The organism is Micromonospora sp. FIMYZ51 (assembly GCF_038246755.1).
Classification (GTDB): Bacteria; Actinomycetota; Actinomycetes; order Mycobacteriales; family Micromonosporaceae; genus Micromonospora.
Map to the genome: position 1 here is coordinate 3,310,356 of NZ_CP134706.1, position 15,821 is coordinate 3,326,176.

The 15,821-nt window shown below is 70.6% G+C and carries 10 protein-coding genes; 3 read left to right on the forward strand and 7 right to left on the reverse strand.

Features of this window, described 5'->3' with window-relative positions:
* Positions 1 to 67: 67 nt before the first annotated feature.
* The 4 genes from QQG74_RS15000 to QQG74_RS15015 all read right to left on the reverse strand — a co-directional run bounded on the left by QQG74_RS15000 (position 68) and on the right by QQG74_RS15015 (position 5,527).
* Positions 68 to 1,744 (reverse strand): ABC-F family ATP-binding cassette domain-containing protein, encoded by a 1,677-nt coding sequence (locus QQG74_RS15000; RefSeq protein WP_341720902.1) that lies wholly within the window; start codon positions 1,742 to 1,744, stop codon positions 68 to 70.
* A gap of 215 nt (positions 1,745 to 1,959) precedes the next feature.
* The gene (locus tag QQG74_RS15005; protein ID WP_341720903.1) at positions 1,960 to 4,104 is read right to left on the reverse strand and encodes a CotH kinase family protein; all 2,145 of its coding nucleotides are present in this window, start codon (positions 4,102 to 4,104) and stop codon (positions 1,960 to 1,962) included.
* Entirely contained in the window at positions 4,095 to 4,925 is an 831-nt protein-coding gene (locus QQG74_RS15010; protein WP_341720904.1) for a polyphosphate polymerase domain-containing protein, read from the reverse strand. Before QQG74_RS15010 ends, QQG74_RS15005 begins: the two co-directional genes overlap by 10 nt.
* The gene (locus QQG74_RS15015) at positions 4,922 to 5,527 is read right to left on the reverse strand and encodes a DUF4956 domain-containing protein (RefSeq protein WP_341720905.1); all 606 of its coding nucleotides are present in this window, start codon (positions 5,525 to 5,527) and stop codon (positions 4,922 to 4,924) included. The genes QQG74_RS15010 and QQG74_RS15015 overlap by 4 nt, the downstream gene beginning before the upstream one ends.
* Positions 5,528 to 5,904: 377 nt before the next feature.
* Here QQG74_RS15015 and QQG74_RS15020 point away from each other — a divergent pair, with 377 nt between their 5' ends.
* Positions 5,905 to 7,575, forward strand: coding sequence for a cellulose binding domain-containing protein (locus QQG74_RS15020; RefSeq protein ID WP_341721241.1), 1,671 nt, complete (start codon positions 5,905 to 5,907; stop codon positions 7,573 to 7,575).
* Positions 7,576 to 7,822: 247 nt separating this feature from the next.
* The gene (locus tag QQG74_RS15025; RefSeq protein WP_341720906.1) at positions 7,823 to 9,211 is read left to right on the forward strand and encodes an endo-1,4-beta-xylanase; all 1,389 of its coding nucleotides are present in this window, start codon (positions 7,823 to 7,825) and stop codon (positions 9,209 to 9,211) included.
* A 101-nt stretch (positions 9,212 to 9,312) separates the two neighbouring features.
* Here the strand turns inward: QQG74_RS15025 and QQG74_RS15030 are convergent, their stop codons facing one another.
* The 3 genes from QQG74_RS15030 to QQG74_RS15040 form a co-directional block, all read right to left on the reverse strand.
* Complete coding sequence (locus tag QQG74_RS15030) at positions 9,313 to 11,064, reverse strand: ABC transporter ATP-binding protein (RefSeq protein ID WP_341720907.1); 1,752 nt, start codon at positions 11,062 to 11,064, stop codon at positions 9,313 to 9,315.
* Complete coding sequence (locus QQG74_RS15035; protein ID WP_341720908.1) at positions 11,061 to 12,737, reverse strand: ABC transporter ATP-binding protein; 1,677 nt, start codon at positions 12,735 to 12,737, stop codon at positions 11,061 to 11,063. Before QQG74_RS15035 ends, QQG74_RS15030 begins: the two co-directional genes overlap by 4 nt.
* Positions 12,738 to 12,854: 117 nt before the next feature.
* Complete coding sequence (locus QQG74_RS15040; protein WP_341720909.1) at positions 12,855 to 14,417, reverse strand: glycoside hydrolase family 43 protein; 1,563 nt, start codon at positions 14,415 to 14,417, stop codon at positions 12,855 to 12,857.
* Positions 14,418 to 14,579: 162 nt separating this feature from the next.
* On the opposite strand from QQG74_RS15040, the gene QQG74_RS15045 reads away from it, so the two are divergent.
* Positions 14,580 to 15,740 carry a cellulose binding domain-containing protein gene (locus QQG74_RS15045; RefSeq protein ID WP_341720910.1) on the forward strand — a complete coding sequence of 387 codons (1,161 nt, stop codon included), beginning with the start codon at positions 14,580 to 14,582 and terminating at the stop codon, positions 15,738 to 15,740.
* The last annotated feature ends 81 nt before the right edge of the window (positions 15,741 to 15,821 follow it).

Genomic DNA, 15,821 nt, shown 5'->3' on the forward strand with positions numbered 1-15,821 from the left:
ATCGGCGGCAAACGGAACATGCTGTTCACATTTGCCGCTGATCAATGTCCCGTGCTGCCGGTCGCGCTCAGAGCGACAGCCGGGGCCACGCCGCCAGGTCGGCCAGCAGCTGCCGGTCGTGGGTGGCGACGACGACCGCCGCCCGGGTCTGGACAAGTGCCGCGGTCAGGTCGTCGACCAGGGGTGCCGACAGATGGTTTGTCGGCTCGTCGAGAATCAGCAGATCGGGGCGCTCGGCCAGCCGCAGCGCGAGGTTCAACCGGCGTTGCTGCCCCTGGGACATCCGCCCGACGGGCGTACGCAGGGCCTCCTTGTCGAGCAGGTTGGTCGCGGTAAGCGGCACGAGGTCCCGGTCGCTGAGCCGCCCGGCGGAGCGGAGTCGGCCGAGGTGCTGGTCGTACAGCTCGTGGGCGAGCCGGCCCGGCGGCCACTCCGGCACCTCCTGCCCGAGGAGCGCGACGCGGGCCCGGGAGAGCTGGCGGACCTCCCCGGTCGAGGGTTCGAGATCCTGGGCCAGCACCGCCAGCAGGGTTGACTTGCCCGCACCGTTGGGGCCCGTCACCAGCAGACGATCCCCACCGTCCAGGGTGAGCGTGACCGGTTGGCGCAGGCGGCCGGTCACGGTGACGTCCTGACAGCGCAGGATCGGTAGCCCGGGACGGGTGTCGAGGGCCGGCCAGCGCAGCGGCAGCGGCGGCTCGGGCACCGTGATCCGGTGCGCCTCAAGGGCTTCCTGCCGGCGCCGCAGCGCCTGGACGAGACCGGGGGCACGGGACTGGCGTTGGTGTTTGCCGTGGCCCTTCTCCGGACGCCAGCCGGTGCTCAGCCGGCCCTGAGCCTCGTGCACCGCCTCGGCCAGCCGCTGGTGTTCGGCTTGTTGGGCCTCGAAGTCCCGCGCCCAACGCTCGCGCTCGCGTACCCGTCCCTCCTGCCAGCCGGCGTAGCCCCCGGCGAACAACCGCGGCCGGCCGTCCTGGCTGGGGTCGAGGTCCAGGAACTCCCGGGCCACCTCCTTCAGCAGGGCCCGGTCGTGGGTCACCAGCACCACCCCGCCCGGATGCTCGCGAAGCCGCGCGGTGAGGAACGTCAGCGCGTCGGCGTCGAGATGGTTTGTCGGCTCGTCCAGCAGCAACAGGTCGTGGCGCGCCCCGAGCAGGCAGGCCAGGCGGACCCGGTAACGCTGACCGACCGACAGCGTCGACAGCGGGCGGACGCGATCGGTGCAGGCGTCGAGCCCGGCCAACGCCACGTCGACACGACGCTCCGCATCCCAGGCGTCCAGCCGTACGGCCGTATCGAGGGCGGCGGCGTACGCCCGGTCCGCGCCGTCGGCTCCGTCGGCCAGCGCGGTGGCGGCGTCCTCCAGTGCCCGCACGGCCTGCTGGGATTCCCGGATGGCGGCCGCGACCAGGGTGCCCACCGTTTCGCCGCTGCCCGCCGCCAGGGCCTGTCGGGCCAGACCGATCGTGCCGGTCCGTTCCACCGTGCCCTGGTCGGGCACGATCAAGCCGGCCAGTACGTGCAGCAACGTCGTCTTGCCGCGACCGTTCTCGCCGACGATGGCCAGCCGGGAGCCGGCCGAGACGGTCACACTGGCGTCGGCCAGCACGACCCGACCACCCAGCACCACCCGTACGCCATCGGCTCGAACGTGTGCCCGGCCGCCGGCCGGCAGTCGGCTGCCCCAGCTCAGGTCGGGGTCTGCGGTCAGGTGCTGCGATGAGGAATGTTCAAGGTTCTGCACGGTCTGCTCTCAGGCTCGTCATGGAGCCGGGCAGCACGAGAACACCGCCCGGCGGGAACGCCAGGACGGCGGAACAGAGCTAGTTGAAGTCGGTAAACCCTGCCGCCGTCAGCGGCGGGACCAGGGCTTCATCGTGGCGACACCTGAGTGCATGACCCAACCTTATCCCTGGCACCGGGCCGGCGCTGGCCCGGTGCCAGGAACGTCTGGGCGAGTCAGCTCGCCGTACAGGTCGCTGTGGTGGTGCCGACGGAGCCGGCGGCGGACCCGAGGAAGCCGAACGTGGTGCTGGCGCCCGGGGCGAGCGCGCCGTTGTAGCTGACGTTGCGGGCGGTGACCGTCGACCCCTGGGTGGTGACCGTGGCGTTCCAGGACTGGGTGATCGCCTGGCCGCTGGCCAACGTCCAGGTCACCGTCCAGTTGCTGATCGCCCGGGTGCCCGCGGTGACCCGTACCTCACCCTGGAAGCCGCCGGCCCACTGGTTGGTCACCGCGTACGTCGCGGTGCAGGCGGCACTGCCCGGCGGTGGCGTGGTCGGTCCGGGCGGGGGAGTGGTCGTCGGCGGCGGCGGCGGCGGGGTGGTGGGCGGCGGCGGGGTGGTGGTGGGCGGTGGCGTGGTCGGCGGGGGAGTCACGGTTGCGCCCCAACCGGCGGTCGAGTCCAGCCAGGCCGCCCTACGCAGCATCCAGTCCCGCATGAACTGGACCTGTCCCTGCCAGGTCGACGCGGTGGGGGTGATGAAGGGACCGACCATCCGGGTGGTCAGGTTGGGCCAGCGCTGGAAGTTGCGTTGCGCGGCGTTTGTCAACGGGGTGCTGAGGGCGGTGATCCGGGCCTGCAACGAGGCGTCGGAGAGCGCGTCGCGGCGCAGCGTCTGCCAGCGCAGCCGGACCTGGTTGACGAAGGCCGGGTCGCGCATCAGCTGGTTGTACCAGTCGTTCGCCATCGGCTGGCGGCCCTGCTGGTACTGCCAGCCGGAGGTCTGGTCGTTGCCGAAGTAGCCACCGACGCCGAAGCTGAGATCGTAGTCCCAGAGGGGACCGGCGAAGATCTTGGTGTCCCGGTCCTTGTAGAAGTACGCGCTGCGGAGGTACGAGTCCATCTCCCGGCTCAGTTCGTTGATGATGAGCTGGTCGATGAAGGAGTCCACGTCGATATAGGCGCGGTAGCCGGTTGCCGGATCGGCGAAGTTGGGTGCCCGCAGCACGTTGTGGAACTCCTGGATGTGGTTGCGCAGCCAGTCCCGCTGTTCGGGCTGCAACGGCGAGGGGTCGGCGACCTCCAGGTAGTTCCAGCAGCTGGCCGCCGGCCCGGTGCACGGCAGGGTGGGCTCCTCGGCGGCCATCCATTCGAACTTCCAGATGTAGCCACCGGTGATCCTCGGCAGCGTCCGGTCGTCGGAGCGGAGTTGCTTGAGGTCGAGGCGGTTCTTGGAGTTCTTGATCGTCTCGACGATCATGTAGACGCCCATGTAGTCGTCGGCGCCGACCGGCCCGGCGTCGGTGTTCAGGTAGAACTCGGCGAACGCGTACCGGGGTGCCGGCAGGCCCATCTGCCGCCCGAGGTCGTAGACGAAGGCCTCGCGGATCAGCGCCTTGTCGCTGAACGGCCCGCGCAGCACCCAGTCGGAGTCAGCGGGCATGCCGAGCACCGGGTAGTCGGCATCGTCGTCGTCGTTGTCCCAGAACTCCAGCCGGTACGGCGTCTTGTCGAACATGGCCGACGACTGCCCGCGTAGCCGGAAACCGGCCCGGGTGGCCACGGTGGGGGCCGCGGCCAGCGAGGTGCTGCCGCCACCCGGCTCGAAGATCATCGTTGCCGCGTTGAAGTACTCCCGGTCGGGTCGACCGGCGCCGTACGAGTCGATCAGGATCACCGGCAGGTCATGGGCGGTGCTGGTGTTGCGGGCGACGTACATCGCCGTGCCGGGTGCCCCGGAGGCGCTCTGCCCGACGAAGGCCTGTGCGCGTAGTTGCGTGGTCCGGGTCAACCGCAGCGGCGAGCCGGCATAGAGCGGCGACTGCGCCGTGGGCAGCCGCCCGTCGGTGGTGTAGCGGATCTGCGCACCGCTGACGGTGGTGCTCAGCGACACCGACACCTCGCCGGAGAAGGTGCCGCTGGGCACGGAGAAGCGGATGTCGCCGAGTAGGTCGTCGGCGGCCGACGCCGCCGCAACGGCGTCGGCCGCCGAGGTGGTGGTGGCGGAGCCGATGGTGCGTTCGGTGCCAGCGAGTGCCTCGGCACCGGCTGGTGACGGGGACGGGACGAGCAGCCCGGCGGCCAGCACGGCGGCGGCCAGGACGCCCGCGGCGCGCAGGGCCGCGCTCGCGGTGCCGGTGCTGCGGACGGTCAGACGCACGATGCCTCCTGTGCGGAGCGAAGGGTGGTGGTCGGTGCGGGATCCGTCAGCGACTGGAGGGACGGGAAGTGGCGACGTAGGGTCCGCCGCCATGGCGAGTCCGGTAGTTCGGGGCGGAGCGCGGCCAGCCCGGTGGCGTACTTGGAGATGCGGACCGGCCGGATCCGGCGCTGCCACAACATCCGGTCGGCCGGCGAGGCGGTGCAGCTGGTCTTGGTCTCGACCACGGCGAGGCCGGGCAGCCGCAGCGTGCTGTCGCCGGCCCGCCAGGTCAGGTCGGTGTCGATGGTGACCCGGCTGGCGCTGGCCGGCAGCAGCAGGGTCGCCCGCTGGTAGCTGGTGACCAGCACCGGATCGAAGGCGTCGTCGGCGGCCGGCTGGACCGCCTCCTGCCGCAGCGCCGCGTCGACGAAGTCCCGGCCGGGGCGTACGGTGGCGCGGTCGCCGGGATCGTAGGGCAACCGGTGCTTGGTGATGCTGCCCCGCGCTCCGCTGATCTTGACCTCCAGCCAGCACTGCGCGGAGTCGAGATAGCTGCGGGTACGCACCTTGAAGCGGCGCCGTCGCCGGTACGCCGCGCAGTGGTAGCTGATCAGCCGGGGCGTGTCGAAGTAGACCGACTCGTAGCGGAACACCCGCTCGCCGTCGATGTCGAGCACCCGGGCGGCCGGCACGAGCTGGTCGAGCAGGTGGGGCAGTTGGTCGAGCGGCACCACGTACTTGCGGTCGACCCTGGTCTGGAGCGCGGCCCGGTCGATGAGTTCGGCCAGTCCGACGGGCGTCAGCTGCGCCAGTGCCGCGGTGAACGTCGTCGGGTTCATCGGTGCGCTCCCGCCGCTGCGGGCCGGCTCGGGGCGGCCCTGGTGATGCCGGGACGCACCGAGTACCGGACGTCGACAATTGTGGTCTCGTTGACCAGATCGAGGCGCTGCACGGTGGCGACGTGCACCCGGGCGCCGAGCAACTGTTCCAGTTGGGCGACGAGCGCGACGTGATCGGTGACGGCGGAATCGAGCACCATGATCTGGTGCCGGTAGTGGCGCAGCACCCGGGGATGGTCACCCACGAACATCACCACCACGATGAGCCCCATCAGGCCGGCACTGAGCCAGATCTCGGTGGTGCTCAGTGCGCCGAGGATGCCCAGGGCCAGGGCCGAGAAATAGTACGCGACCTCGTGCTGGTCGAGTTCCGTCGAGCGCAGTCGGATGATGGAGAGTACGCCGAACAGCGCCAGCCCCAGCCCGAGTCCCGCGCCGACGTTGCTGGCGCTCAGGGCGCTCGCCACCGCCAGGACGCCGATGTTCACGCCCAGGTAGGCGACGACGAGATCGCGGCGGCGGTGTCGCGGGAAATAGAGTCCGAAGACGAGCAACGTCACCGCGCAGATGTCGGCGGCGAACAGCACGAGCTGGGACGACATCTTGTTCTTTCCTCCTGAGTCACTGCCGCGTCGGCCCGGCGCCGTTCCGTGCTGCCCCGGCACGGGGTGTGGGCGGGCGACTGAACGCGACCGGAAATTCCGGTAAACTTACGGGAACTATTTCGGGAATAGTACGGCTCGGCATCGAGGCGGGTCAATGGTCATCGATGATCGCGAAACGGGCCACTCGTCGCGCGGGGGGTGAGACCTGATCCGCGTTGGTCGGACGACTGACCAATCTGGGCACATGGTCCGGAAGTCTCCGAAACCCTATTGACATCCCTCGTTCTCCGGTCGGAAACTCACCGCTGACGAGTCATCGATTGCTGTCGATCACTCGGCATCGTGTCCGCCCGGAGAGGGGACCCTCGGTGACCATGAGATCGGGCCGCCAACGGACCCGTACCGTCCTCGCCGTGCTGGTGGTGACGGCGCTCGCACTCACCGCGACGACCCGGCTGGTGGTGGGAAGCCCGCTGGCCCGGGCGGCCACGGCCACCGCCGATCTCGCCGCCGTCGCGGCGGTGGAGGACGAGGGCGTCGACTGCCCGGTGCCCGGCCCGACGTCGCCGCCGGCCAGCTCGCGGCTGCCCGATCCCTTCCGGAAACTGGACGGCACCCGGATCTCGGCCAAGTCGGACTGGCGCTGCCATCGGGCGGAAACAAAGCAGCTCGCGCAGCGTCACGTCTACGGCGAGAAGCCGGCGAAGCCGCAGAGTGTCACCGGAACGGTGTCGAACACGAGTGTCACGGTGAACGTGACGCACAACGGTCGCAGTGCCAGCTTCTCGGCGAGCGTGCAGCTGCCCAGCGGGGGCTCCGGACCGTTCCCGGCCGTGGTGGTGCTTGGCGGTTTCGGCGCCGACACCGCCACCATCCGGTCCGCCGGTGCCGCGGTGATCAGCTACGACCCGCTCGCCGTCGGGCGGGAGGGTACGCCCCGCACCAACAAGCAGGGCGCGTTCTACAGCGTCTACGGCTCGTCCAGCAGCACCGGCCTGCTGGTCGCCTGGGCCTGGGGGGTGAGCCGGATCATCGACGTCATCGAGCAGTCGGGCGGCAACATCCTGCGGGCGGACGCGACAGGTGTCACGGGATGCTCCCGCTACGGCAAGGGTGCCTTCGTGGCGGGCGCCTTCGACCAGCGCATCGCGTTGACCATGCCGATCGAGTCGGGCAGCGCCGGTGCGCCGATCTTCCGGGGCATTCCCGGTGAGTCCGGCGCTCAGCCGCTGAGCAGCGCGTACGGCGAGCAGCCGTGGTTGGGCGACGCGTTCGGCTCCTACACCGGCAACCCGGCGAACCTGCCCGTGGACACCCACCAGACGGTGGCCATGGTGGCACCGCGCGGACTGTTCATCATGGACAACCCGCACATCGACTGGCTGGCCGCCCGGTCGTCAAGCGTGGCGGCCCTGGCCGGTGCCGAGGTCTACCGCGCCCTCGGCGCGGGCGACAACATCAGTTACTGGTCCGACGTCCAGGATGGCACGCACTGCGCGTCCCGGCCGGAGTGGCGCACCCCGTTGCAGCAGAACATCCAGAAGTTCCTGCTGAAGACGGGTAACGCGACCGGAGTCTTCCGGATCTCCAGCCGCAAGGCGGGCAACCTGGCCGAGTGGCGGGACTGGCAGACCCCGACCCTCGCCGACGGCCCGACGCCCTCGCCCACCACGTCGCCCACCACGTCCCCGACTGTTTCGCCCACCGCGTCGCCGACCGTTTCGCCCACCGTCGTGCCGACCACACCGTCGACCGGTGGCTGCACGGCGTCGGTGTCGATCAATCAATGGACCGGCGGATTCGTCGCCACGGTGCGGGTCACCGCCGGCTCCGCGCCCGTCAGCGGGTGGGCCATCGCCCTGACGCTGCCCGCCGGGGCCAGCGTCACCAACGCCTGGAACGCCAACCGCAGCGGCAACAGCGGCGCGATCACGTTCACGAATGTCAGCTACAACGGAGCCATCGCCGCCGGTCAGTCGACCGAGTTCGGCTTCCAGGGCACCGGCACCGGCGCCGGAGTGGCTCCCACCTGCACCGCACGGTAGCGCGGGCGGCGACGAGTCCGCCCGAACCCTGGACGCGCAGCGACGCGCGCAGCGCCCAGGGACGCTCCGGAACTTCCGGAGAAACTTCCGGAAGTTATTGACGCGCGTGAAACTTCGCTGCAATACTTCCGGCCAGTAAGGCCGATGCAATCCCCTTTGTCGGGGATCCCGGCATGGTCCCCTTCTCTACCGTAAGTCCGGATTCATGCTGCCCAGACCGGGCCACCGGACCCGGAAGGAGCGTTAGATGGTCAAGGACTCCTCCCAAACGCCAGGACGGCCGAGACGACGGCGAGTGGCAATCGTCCTCTCGGCTGTCGGCATGCTGGCCGCAGCCGGTGCCATGGTGCTGCCCAGCAATGCCAGCGCTGCCGAGTCGACCCTCGGCGCTGCGGCGGCGCAGAGCGGACGGTACTTCGGCACGGCCGTCGCGGTGAACCGGCTCAACGACTCGGCGTACACGACCATCCTGAACCGCGAGTTCAACCAGGTCACCGCCGAGAACGAGATGAAGATCGACGCGCTCCAGCCGCAGCAGGGGCAGTTCAACTACGGCAACGGCGACCGGCTCGTCCAGCACGCGCGTAGCCAGGGCATGCAGGTCCGTGGGCACACTCTGGCCTGGCACTCCCAGCAGCCGGAGTGGATGCGCAACATGTCCGGCCAGACGTTGCGCAACGCGATGCTCAACCACGTGACCCAGGTCGCCACCCACTACCGGGGCCAGATCGCCTGGTGGGACGTGGTGAACGAGGCGTTCGAGGACGGCAGCAGCGGTGCCCGCCGCGACTCCAACCTCCAGCGCACCGGTGACGACTGGATCGAGGCGGCGTTCCGCGCCGCACGGGCGGCCGACCCGAACGCGCAGCTGTGTTACAACGACTACAACATCGACAACTGGAACGACGCCAAGACCCAGGCCGTCTACCGGATGGTCCGGGACTTCAAGAACCGTGGCGTGCCGATCGACTGCGTCGGCCTCCAGTCGCACTTCACCGGTGGCTCGAACTACCCGAGCAACTACCGCACCACGCTGTCGAGCTTCGCCGCGCTCGGTGTCGACGTGCACATCACCGAACTCGACATCCGCAACGCGCCGAGTGACGCGTACCGCAACACGGTGAACGACTGCCTCGCCGTCCCCCGCTGCAAGGGCATCACCGTCTGGGGCATCCGCGACTCCGACTCGTGGCGTTCCAACGAGAGCCCGCTGCTGTTCGACGGCGGCGGCAACAAGAAGGCTGCCTACACCGCCGTACTCAACGCGCTGAACAGTGCCACGCCTGGTAACCCCACCACCCCGCCGCCCGGCAACCCGACCACCCCGCCGCCCGGCAACCCCACCACTCCGCCGCCCGGTGGCGGATGCACCGCGACGATCACGCCCGGTCAGGTCTGGGGTGACCGGTACAACACCTCGGTGACGGTCAGCGGTGCCAGCACCTGGTCGGTGGTCGTCGTCATCACCGCACCGCAGAAGATCTCCGCCACCTGGAGTGGCAACCCCACCTGGGACAGCAGCGGCAACGTGATGACGATGCGCTCCAACGGCAGCGGCAACACGTTCGGCTTCACCACCATGATGAACGGCAACTCCAGCGCCCGACCGCAGATCAGGTCCTGCACCGCAGGCTGATCCCCAACCCACCTACGTCGGCCGTGCGGGCTCACCCGCACGGCCGACGCCCGTCCGGGCCAGAACCAGGGGCAAGGGCGAGGACGGGATGGGGGCGGGGGTCAGCGGTGCCAGGCGGACCAGAGGGCGGCGTAGCGGCCGTTTGCGGCGAGTAGCTGGTCCGGGGTGCCTAGTTCGACGATGCGCCCGTGCGACATCACGGCGATCCGGTCGCAGGTGTGCGCCTGGCTGAGCCGGTGCGCGACCACGACGGCCGTGCGCCCCTGGATCAGCGTGGCGGTGGCCTGTTCGAGCTGCCGGGCCCCCGCGCTGCCGGCCTCGGCACTCGCCTCGTCCAGCACGACGATCGGTGGGTCGAGCAGGGCGATCCGGGCCAGCGCCACCTGTTGCGCCTGACCGGCGGTGAGCGGATGCTCGCCGTCACCGACCCGGGTCCGCAGACCGTCGGGCAGCGCGGCGACCCAGTCGGCGGCGCCGACCAGCTTCAACGCGGCGTGCAGATCCTCGTCGGAGGCTTCGGGCGCGGCCAACCGGAGGTCGTCGGCGAGGGGCCCGGCGAAGACGTGGACCTCCTGGGTGACGACACCGACGGTCCGGCGCAGCTCGGCCGGATGCAGATCGCCGATCGGCCGGCCACCCAACCGCACCTCGCCGTCGGCGGCGGGGAAGACGCCACCGAGGATGGCCGCGAGGGTCGTCTTGCCGGCCCCGCTCGCACCGACGATCGCCAACGACTCGCCCTCGGCGATCTCGATCGAGACGTCCTGCACGACAGGTGGGCCACCCGGATAGCGGTGCCAGACCGACGTGGCGGTGATGCCCGTCGGCCGCCACGAGGAGACCGAGTGCGCCGGCCGCGCCGCCGGCACGTCGAGCCCGGCGATACCGACCAGCCGGGCCAGTGCCGCGCCGGCCGACTGGATGTCGTTGAACGAGATCAGCAACATGCCGAGCGGCCCGAAGAGCCGGTGGAAGAGCAGGGCGGCGGCGGTGACGTCGCCGACCGTGCTGTCGCCCGCGCGTACCAGCAGGAAACCGGTGAGCAGCACCGCGGTGAGCCCGATCGCCTCCGCGTAGTTCATCGTGTTGGCGAACCAGAGGAAGCCGCGGACGGCCCGCAGCCGCGCCACGACGGCGTTGCGCGACGCCTGGTCGACCTGTCGGCTCTGGCGCTCCTGCATGCCGTACGCGTGCACCGTCCGAGCTCCGGTGAAGGTGGTCAACACGCTCTGCGTACGGACCGCTGCCGCCTGCCGCTCGGCGGCGTAGAGCCGCTTCGCCTGAGGCACGAAGCGGCGCAGACTCAGCACGTACACCGGGAAGACGACCAGGAACGCGCCGGCGATGCGCCAGTCGAGCGACGCGAAACCGGCAAAGGTGATCACGACGGTGACCAGCGCGGTGAAGATTCCGGCCGCCAGCCGTACCGAGTCGGTCACCCGCTCCACGTCCTCGGTGACCCGGGAGGCGACGTCGCCCGCCCCGGCGCTCTCCAGCCGGGCCGCGTCCATCCGCAACGCCCGGTCGAGCACCTCCTCGCGGAGGTCGGCGCAGGCCCGCATGCCCCACTCGGTGACCAGCCAGTTGGCGGTACCGGTGAGCACCGCGGCGGCCAGTCCCGCACCCAGGATCCAGGCCGAGGTCAGCAGCAGCGATTCGACGGTGCCACCGGCCACCACCAGGTCGACCAGCCGACCGAGCAGGATCGGCACGACGACCGCCGCCACACTCGCCGCGGTCGCCGCCAGCACCGACGTCCAGGCGAGCACCGGGTAGCGCCGTAGGGCACGCCAGAAGGCGGCGAGCGTCACCCGGCCGCTCGCGACCGGCAGGATTCTGCTGGTCGTGGTCATCGCAGCACCACCTCCGCGTACGAGGAATCCGCGAGCAGTTCGCGATGGCGCCCGACGGCCGCCACCTTGCCGAGGCGGAGAAAGACGACCCGGTCGCAGCGGTCCAGCAGCGGTGCGCTGGTGGTGACCAGTACGGTCGCACGACCGTCGCCGGTCCGGTAGGCGCGTATCCCGTCGGCGATGGCGTGCTCGGTGACCGCGTCGATCGCCGTGGTGGGATCGCGGAAGACGGTGACCGGCCGGTCGGCCAGCAGCGCGCGGGCCAGGGCGATGCGCTGGCGCTGGCCGCCGGAGAGGTTCAGTCCGTGGTCGACCAGGTCGCGATCCAACCCGGCGCCGTCGGTGCGCAGGTCCTCGCCGGCGGCTGCGGTCAGGCTGGCGTTCAGCGTGGCGTCGTCGCGCTCGTCGCCGGTCTGCAACACCTCGCGCAGGGTCGCCCCGAACAGGTCGACCGCGTGCGGCTCGACCAGCACGGTACGGCGCAACGAGGCAAGATCGAGCTCCCGCATCGGCGTACCGGCAAGGGTCACCTCGCCCCGGTCGGGCGACCGCGCGCCGGAGAGCAGGTCGGTGACGTCGTCGGCGGCGCCGGCCTCGCCGGTGACGATGCCGACCAGCTCACCCGGTGCCACGACGAGGTCGACGCCGGCCAGGTTCGGCGCGTGCACCGCGTCGAGGGCAAGCGTGCCCGGCTCGGCCGTCCGGTCCCCGGACAGGCCCTGTTCTGCCGCGCCGAGCACCTCGGCCACGCGGGCCGCGCTGGCGCGTGCCGTCGCCAGCCGGAAGACGCAGTCGGCGAGGTTGAGCACCGGATCGGTGATGAACGTGGCCAGCCCGACGATCGTGATGAGCTGCCCGACCGTGATCCGTCCCTCCAGGGCGAACCAGCCGGCCAGGGCGGCCACGGCGGTGACCAGCAGCCCGGTGGTGAAGGTGGACGCGCCGATGAACATGGCGCCGGCCTTGACGGTGCCCACGCCGGCGTCCAGGGAGGTGCGGCTGGCCGTACGGTAGCGGCGGGCGGCCTCGTCGGCGCCGCCGACGCCGCGCAGCGGTCGCAGCCCGCGCAGCAGGTCGGACGCCGTGGCGGCGGCCCGGCCGACGGCCTGCTGCTGCGCCGAGGTGCGGCGGCCCACGATCGGCCCGAGCGCGTTGAGCCCGAGCACCAGGATCGGTACACCCACCACCAGCCCGAGTCCGAGTGACCAGTCGATCCGCAGCAGCACGATCGTCGACACCGTCAGGCCGACGAGGGCGCTCACCCCCCGACTGCCCAGTTCGAGCAGTTCGGCGGTGGCGTGGGTGTCGGAGGTCGCGATCGAGAGCAACTCCCCGCTCTGGCGTCGGGTGCGGATCCCCCGGCCACCGACGACGCGCCGGACCACCCGCATCCGCAACTGGTGTGACTCCTCCGCCACCGCCTTGGAAAGGAACCAGAAGCCCGACCGCCAGCCCATGGTGAGCGCGGTGAACAGCGCGAAGATGCCCAGCACGGACCAGGCCATCGCCGAGGTCGACCCGGTGCCGACGGCCTGGTCGATCACCAGGCCGATCGCCACCGGGACGAGCGCCTCGCAGACCTGGTGCAGGGACCAGAACAGGGCGCACAGGGCGGTGTCTCGGCGCTGGCGCCAGAACATCTGGCCGATCAGTCGCCCCGTGGGTTGCCTCATTCGCCCGCCTCAAGCTCGATAGTTAGGGCAGGCTAACCTGTCGTCCCCACTCGATGCCATCCGCCGGCGACCCGGTTGTGGCCGGCTGGGGGAGGGCGGACCGTCGCAGTGGCATGGTCAGTCACCGGCGGGCGGCATCGGCTGGTAGTCGAACCAGTCGAAGGCGGCGCTGCCCTCGGTGACGTAGAGGCCGAAGACCCGGCCGGTGAAGCCGGCGGCGACCTCGGTGGAGAGGTAACGGCCGTCGAGTTCGGCCAGGACGACCGACCCGTCCGCCGTCGCCACCTCGAAGCTGACCGTGTCGCAGGCGGCGGGGCGTACGCCGAAGGGTGCCCCGGGCGCGGTCACCTGGTCGGCGGCGGTCACCGTCGGCGGCAACAGGTGGTGGGTCCTGGTGGCGATGGTCACGGTGACCGGTCCGGGCGGGACCGGCTGCTCGGCGAACACCTGGCGGAACGGTCCGACCCGGCCGACGACCCGTACGGTGCCCTCGGAGATCTCCAGGTCGTAGTGGTGTGCCTCATCGATGCGCAGGGTCAGCCCGGCCCGCCCGGCGCCGGGGTCGACGCGGACGCCGGCCCGGCAGTCGTGGTGCAGTTGCCGGCGGGCGACAATCGTCGCCCCGACCCGGTCGAGCGTGTCGCCGACGGCGTGCAGGGTGAGCCAGCCGGGCCGTTCGGTGAGCGACCAGCTTTCCGCCGGCCGGGCCCGCAGCGAGAGCCAGCCCGCTGCCAACGTCGGGTCGTCGAAGTCGTCGCGGTGGGCACCGGGATCGGGGGCGGTGGCGAGCGCGGGCGGGCTGCCGGCGGGGGCGGCCATCACCTCCTCGACCGGGTCGACCACCGGCCAACCGTCCACCCACCGCACCGGCACCAGGAAGGTCTCCCGGCCGAGCACGTGGTACGGCGGCCACTGGCCCTTGGCGCGGATGCCGAGCAGCACCAGCCACCAGCTTCCGTCGGCGGCCTGGACCAGGTCGGCGTGGCCGGTCGCCTGGATCGGCCGATCCGTGCTCCGGTGGGTGAGGAAGGGGTTGACCGGTGCCGGCGCGAACGGACCGCGGATGTCGCGGGAGCGGGCGATGGACACGGCGTGCCCGGTGTGCGTACCGCCCTCGGAGACCAGCAGGTACCACCATCCGTCGATCCGGTACAGGTGCGGGGCCTCCGGGTACTGCCCGCCGGTGCCGGACCACATCGGCACCGGACCTTCCAGGACCGTGCCGGCCAGCGGATCGATCCGGTACGACTCCACTCCGGAAACGGTGAGCCAGCAGTCTCCGTTGTCGTCCCAGACCAGCGACGGGTCGATGTGCGGCACGTCCAGGTAGATCGGGTCCGACCAGGGCCCGGCCGGGTCGGTGGCGGTGACCAGCAGGTGCCGGCCGATGTTGACGTTTGTGGTGATCATGTAGAACCGGCCGTCGTGGTGGCGGATGGTCGGCGCGAAGATGCCGCCGGAGGCGTGCGTGCCCGGCGGTAGTTCCAGTTGGTTCGGGCGGTCCAGCACGTTGCCGATCTGCCGCCAGTTGACCAGGTCACGGCTGTGGAAGATGGGTACGCCGGGGAAGTACTCGAAGCTGGAGCAGACCAGGTAGTAGTCCTCGCCCACCCGGCAGATGCTCGGATCGGGGTGAAAGCCCGGGATGACGGGATTGCGGTAGGTGGCGGCATCGGTCATGGCTGTCGATGCTAGGGCCTGTGCCGAGCGGGTTCGTTGACTGCCGTCCCAGGGTTGTCGTACTTTCGCATTTACAGCTATCAATTAGGGGCCTGGCGTCGATGTGAGCGCGAACAAGTCCCGGTGCGTCGGTCGGCGGTCCCGCAACCGCAGGAGAGACCAATGGCGAAACGTCATCGCCTCGCGCTACTGGCCGCCACGGCGGCCGTCACCGTCGTCACCGCCGCCGCCGGGGTGGCCGTCGCCCATGCCGCCGCGGTCGGGTGCGCCGTCCGGTACGCGGTCTCCGCTCAGTGGCAGGGCGGCTTCAACGCCGACGTGACCATCACCAACCTCGGTGACCCGGTGTCGTCCTGGCGGCTCGTCTGGTCGTACGGTTCGGGTCAGCGGGTCACCCAGGCGTGGAACGCCACCGTGACCCAGAGCGGCACCCAGGTCACCGCGAGCAACGTGTCGTACAACGGCGCGATCGGCACCAACGGGACCGCGAGCTTCGGCTTCAGCGGCTCGTGGAGCGGCAGCAACCCGGTGCCCACCGCGTTCACGCTCAACGGCGTGACCTGCACCGGCGCCAGCAACCCTGACCCGACGCCCACGCCGACCCGCAGCACCCCACCGCCGATCGGTGACTACCCACCCTCCGGTCGGCTCTGCAACAGCAGCGACCTGATCGACATCGGCAAGTACTGGATCCCCAACAACCAGTGGGGCTCGACCGGCGCCACGGGCAGCCAGTGCATCTGGACCCTCGGTGGCTCGGGGGACCAGATCCGGTGGGGGACCAGCTACACCTGGAGCGGCAGCGCCAGCAGCGTCAAGTCGTACGCGGCGGCGATCCTCGGCTGGCACTGGGGTTGGCGGCGTCCGAACACCGGCCTGCCGGTGCAGGTCTCGGCCAACCGCAACGTCAACACCAGCTGGCAGTTCAGCGTCACCGGCAGTGGCAACATGAACGTCGCGTACGACATGTGGTTCCACCCGATGGCAAACCCGGGCTCGGCGGACCAGCCCACCGACGAGCTGATGATCTGGCTGTACCGTGCCAACGCCTCCCCGGCCGGCAGCCGGCAGGGCACCGTCACCATCGCCGGCACCAGCTGGGAGGTGTGGCGCGGCTACGTGGGCAGCTGGAACGTCTACTCGTACGTGCGGACCAGCAACACCACAAACGCGACGCTGAACATCCGCGACTTCGCCAACGATGTGGTCTCGCGGGGCTGGATGAGCAGCTCGAAGTACCTGACAAGTGTCCAGGCCGGGCCGGAGATCTTCACCGGCAGCGGCGAGGTGGTCACCGGGTCCTACTCGGTCACCGTCGGATGAGGCTCCGCGCGGACATCGGATAGCGCGCCGGTGAGCGTCACCGATGACACCCGTGGAGATCTGGTCGTCTCGTCGACCGCC

What these genes read in the sequence shown, in the direction of transcription:
- QQG74_RS15040 (WP_341720909.1), bottom strand. Translation starts at nt 14,417, where the DNA reads ATGACCGATGCCGCCACCTACCGCAATCCCGTCATCCCGGGCTTTCAC.
- QQG74_RS15015 (WP_341720905.1), bottom strand. Translation starts at nt 5,527, where the DNA reads ATGTCGTCCCAGCTCGTGCTGTTCGCCGCCGACATCTGCGCGGTGACG.
- QQG74_RS15030 (WP_341720907.1), bottom strand. Translation starts at nt 11,064, where the DNA reads ATGACCACGACCAGCAGAATCCTGCCGGTCGCGAGCGGCCGGGTGACG.
- QQG74_RS15010 (WP_341720904.1), bottom strand. Translation starts at nt 4,925, where the DNA reads ATGAACCCGACGACGTTCACCGCGGCACTGGCGCAGCTGACGCCCGTC.
- QQG74_RS15035 (WP_341720908.1), bottom strand. Translation starts at nt 12,737, where the DNA reads ATGAGGCAACCCACGGGGCGACTGATCGGCCAGATGTTCTGGCGCCAG.
- QQG74_RS15020 (WP_341721241.1), top strand. Translation starts at nt 5,905, where the DNA reads ATGAGATCGGGCCGCCAACGGACCCGTACCGTCCTCGCCGTGCTGGTG.
- QQG74_RS15025 (WP_341720906.1), top strand. Translation starts at nt 7,823, where the DNA reads ATGGTCAAGGACTCCTCCCAAACGCCAGGACGGCCGAGACGACGGCGA.
- QQG74_RS15045 (WP_341720910.1), top strand. Translation starts at nt 14,580, where the DNA reads ATGGCGAAACGTCATCGCCTCGCGCTACTGGCCGCCACGGCGGCCGTC.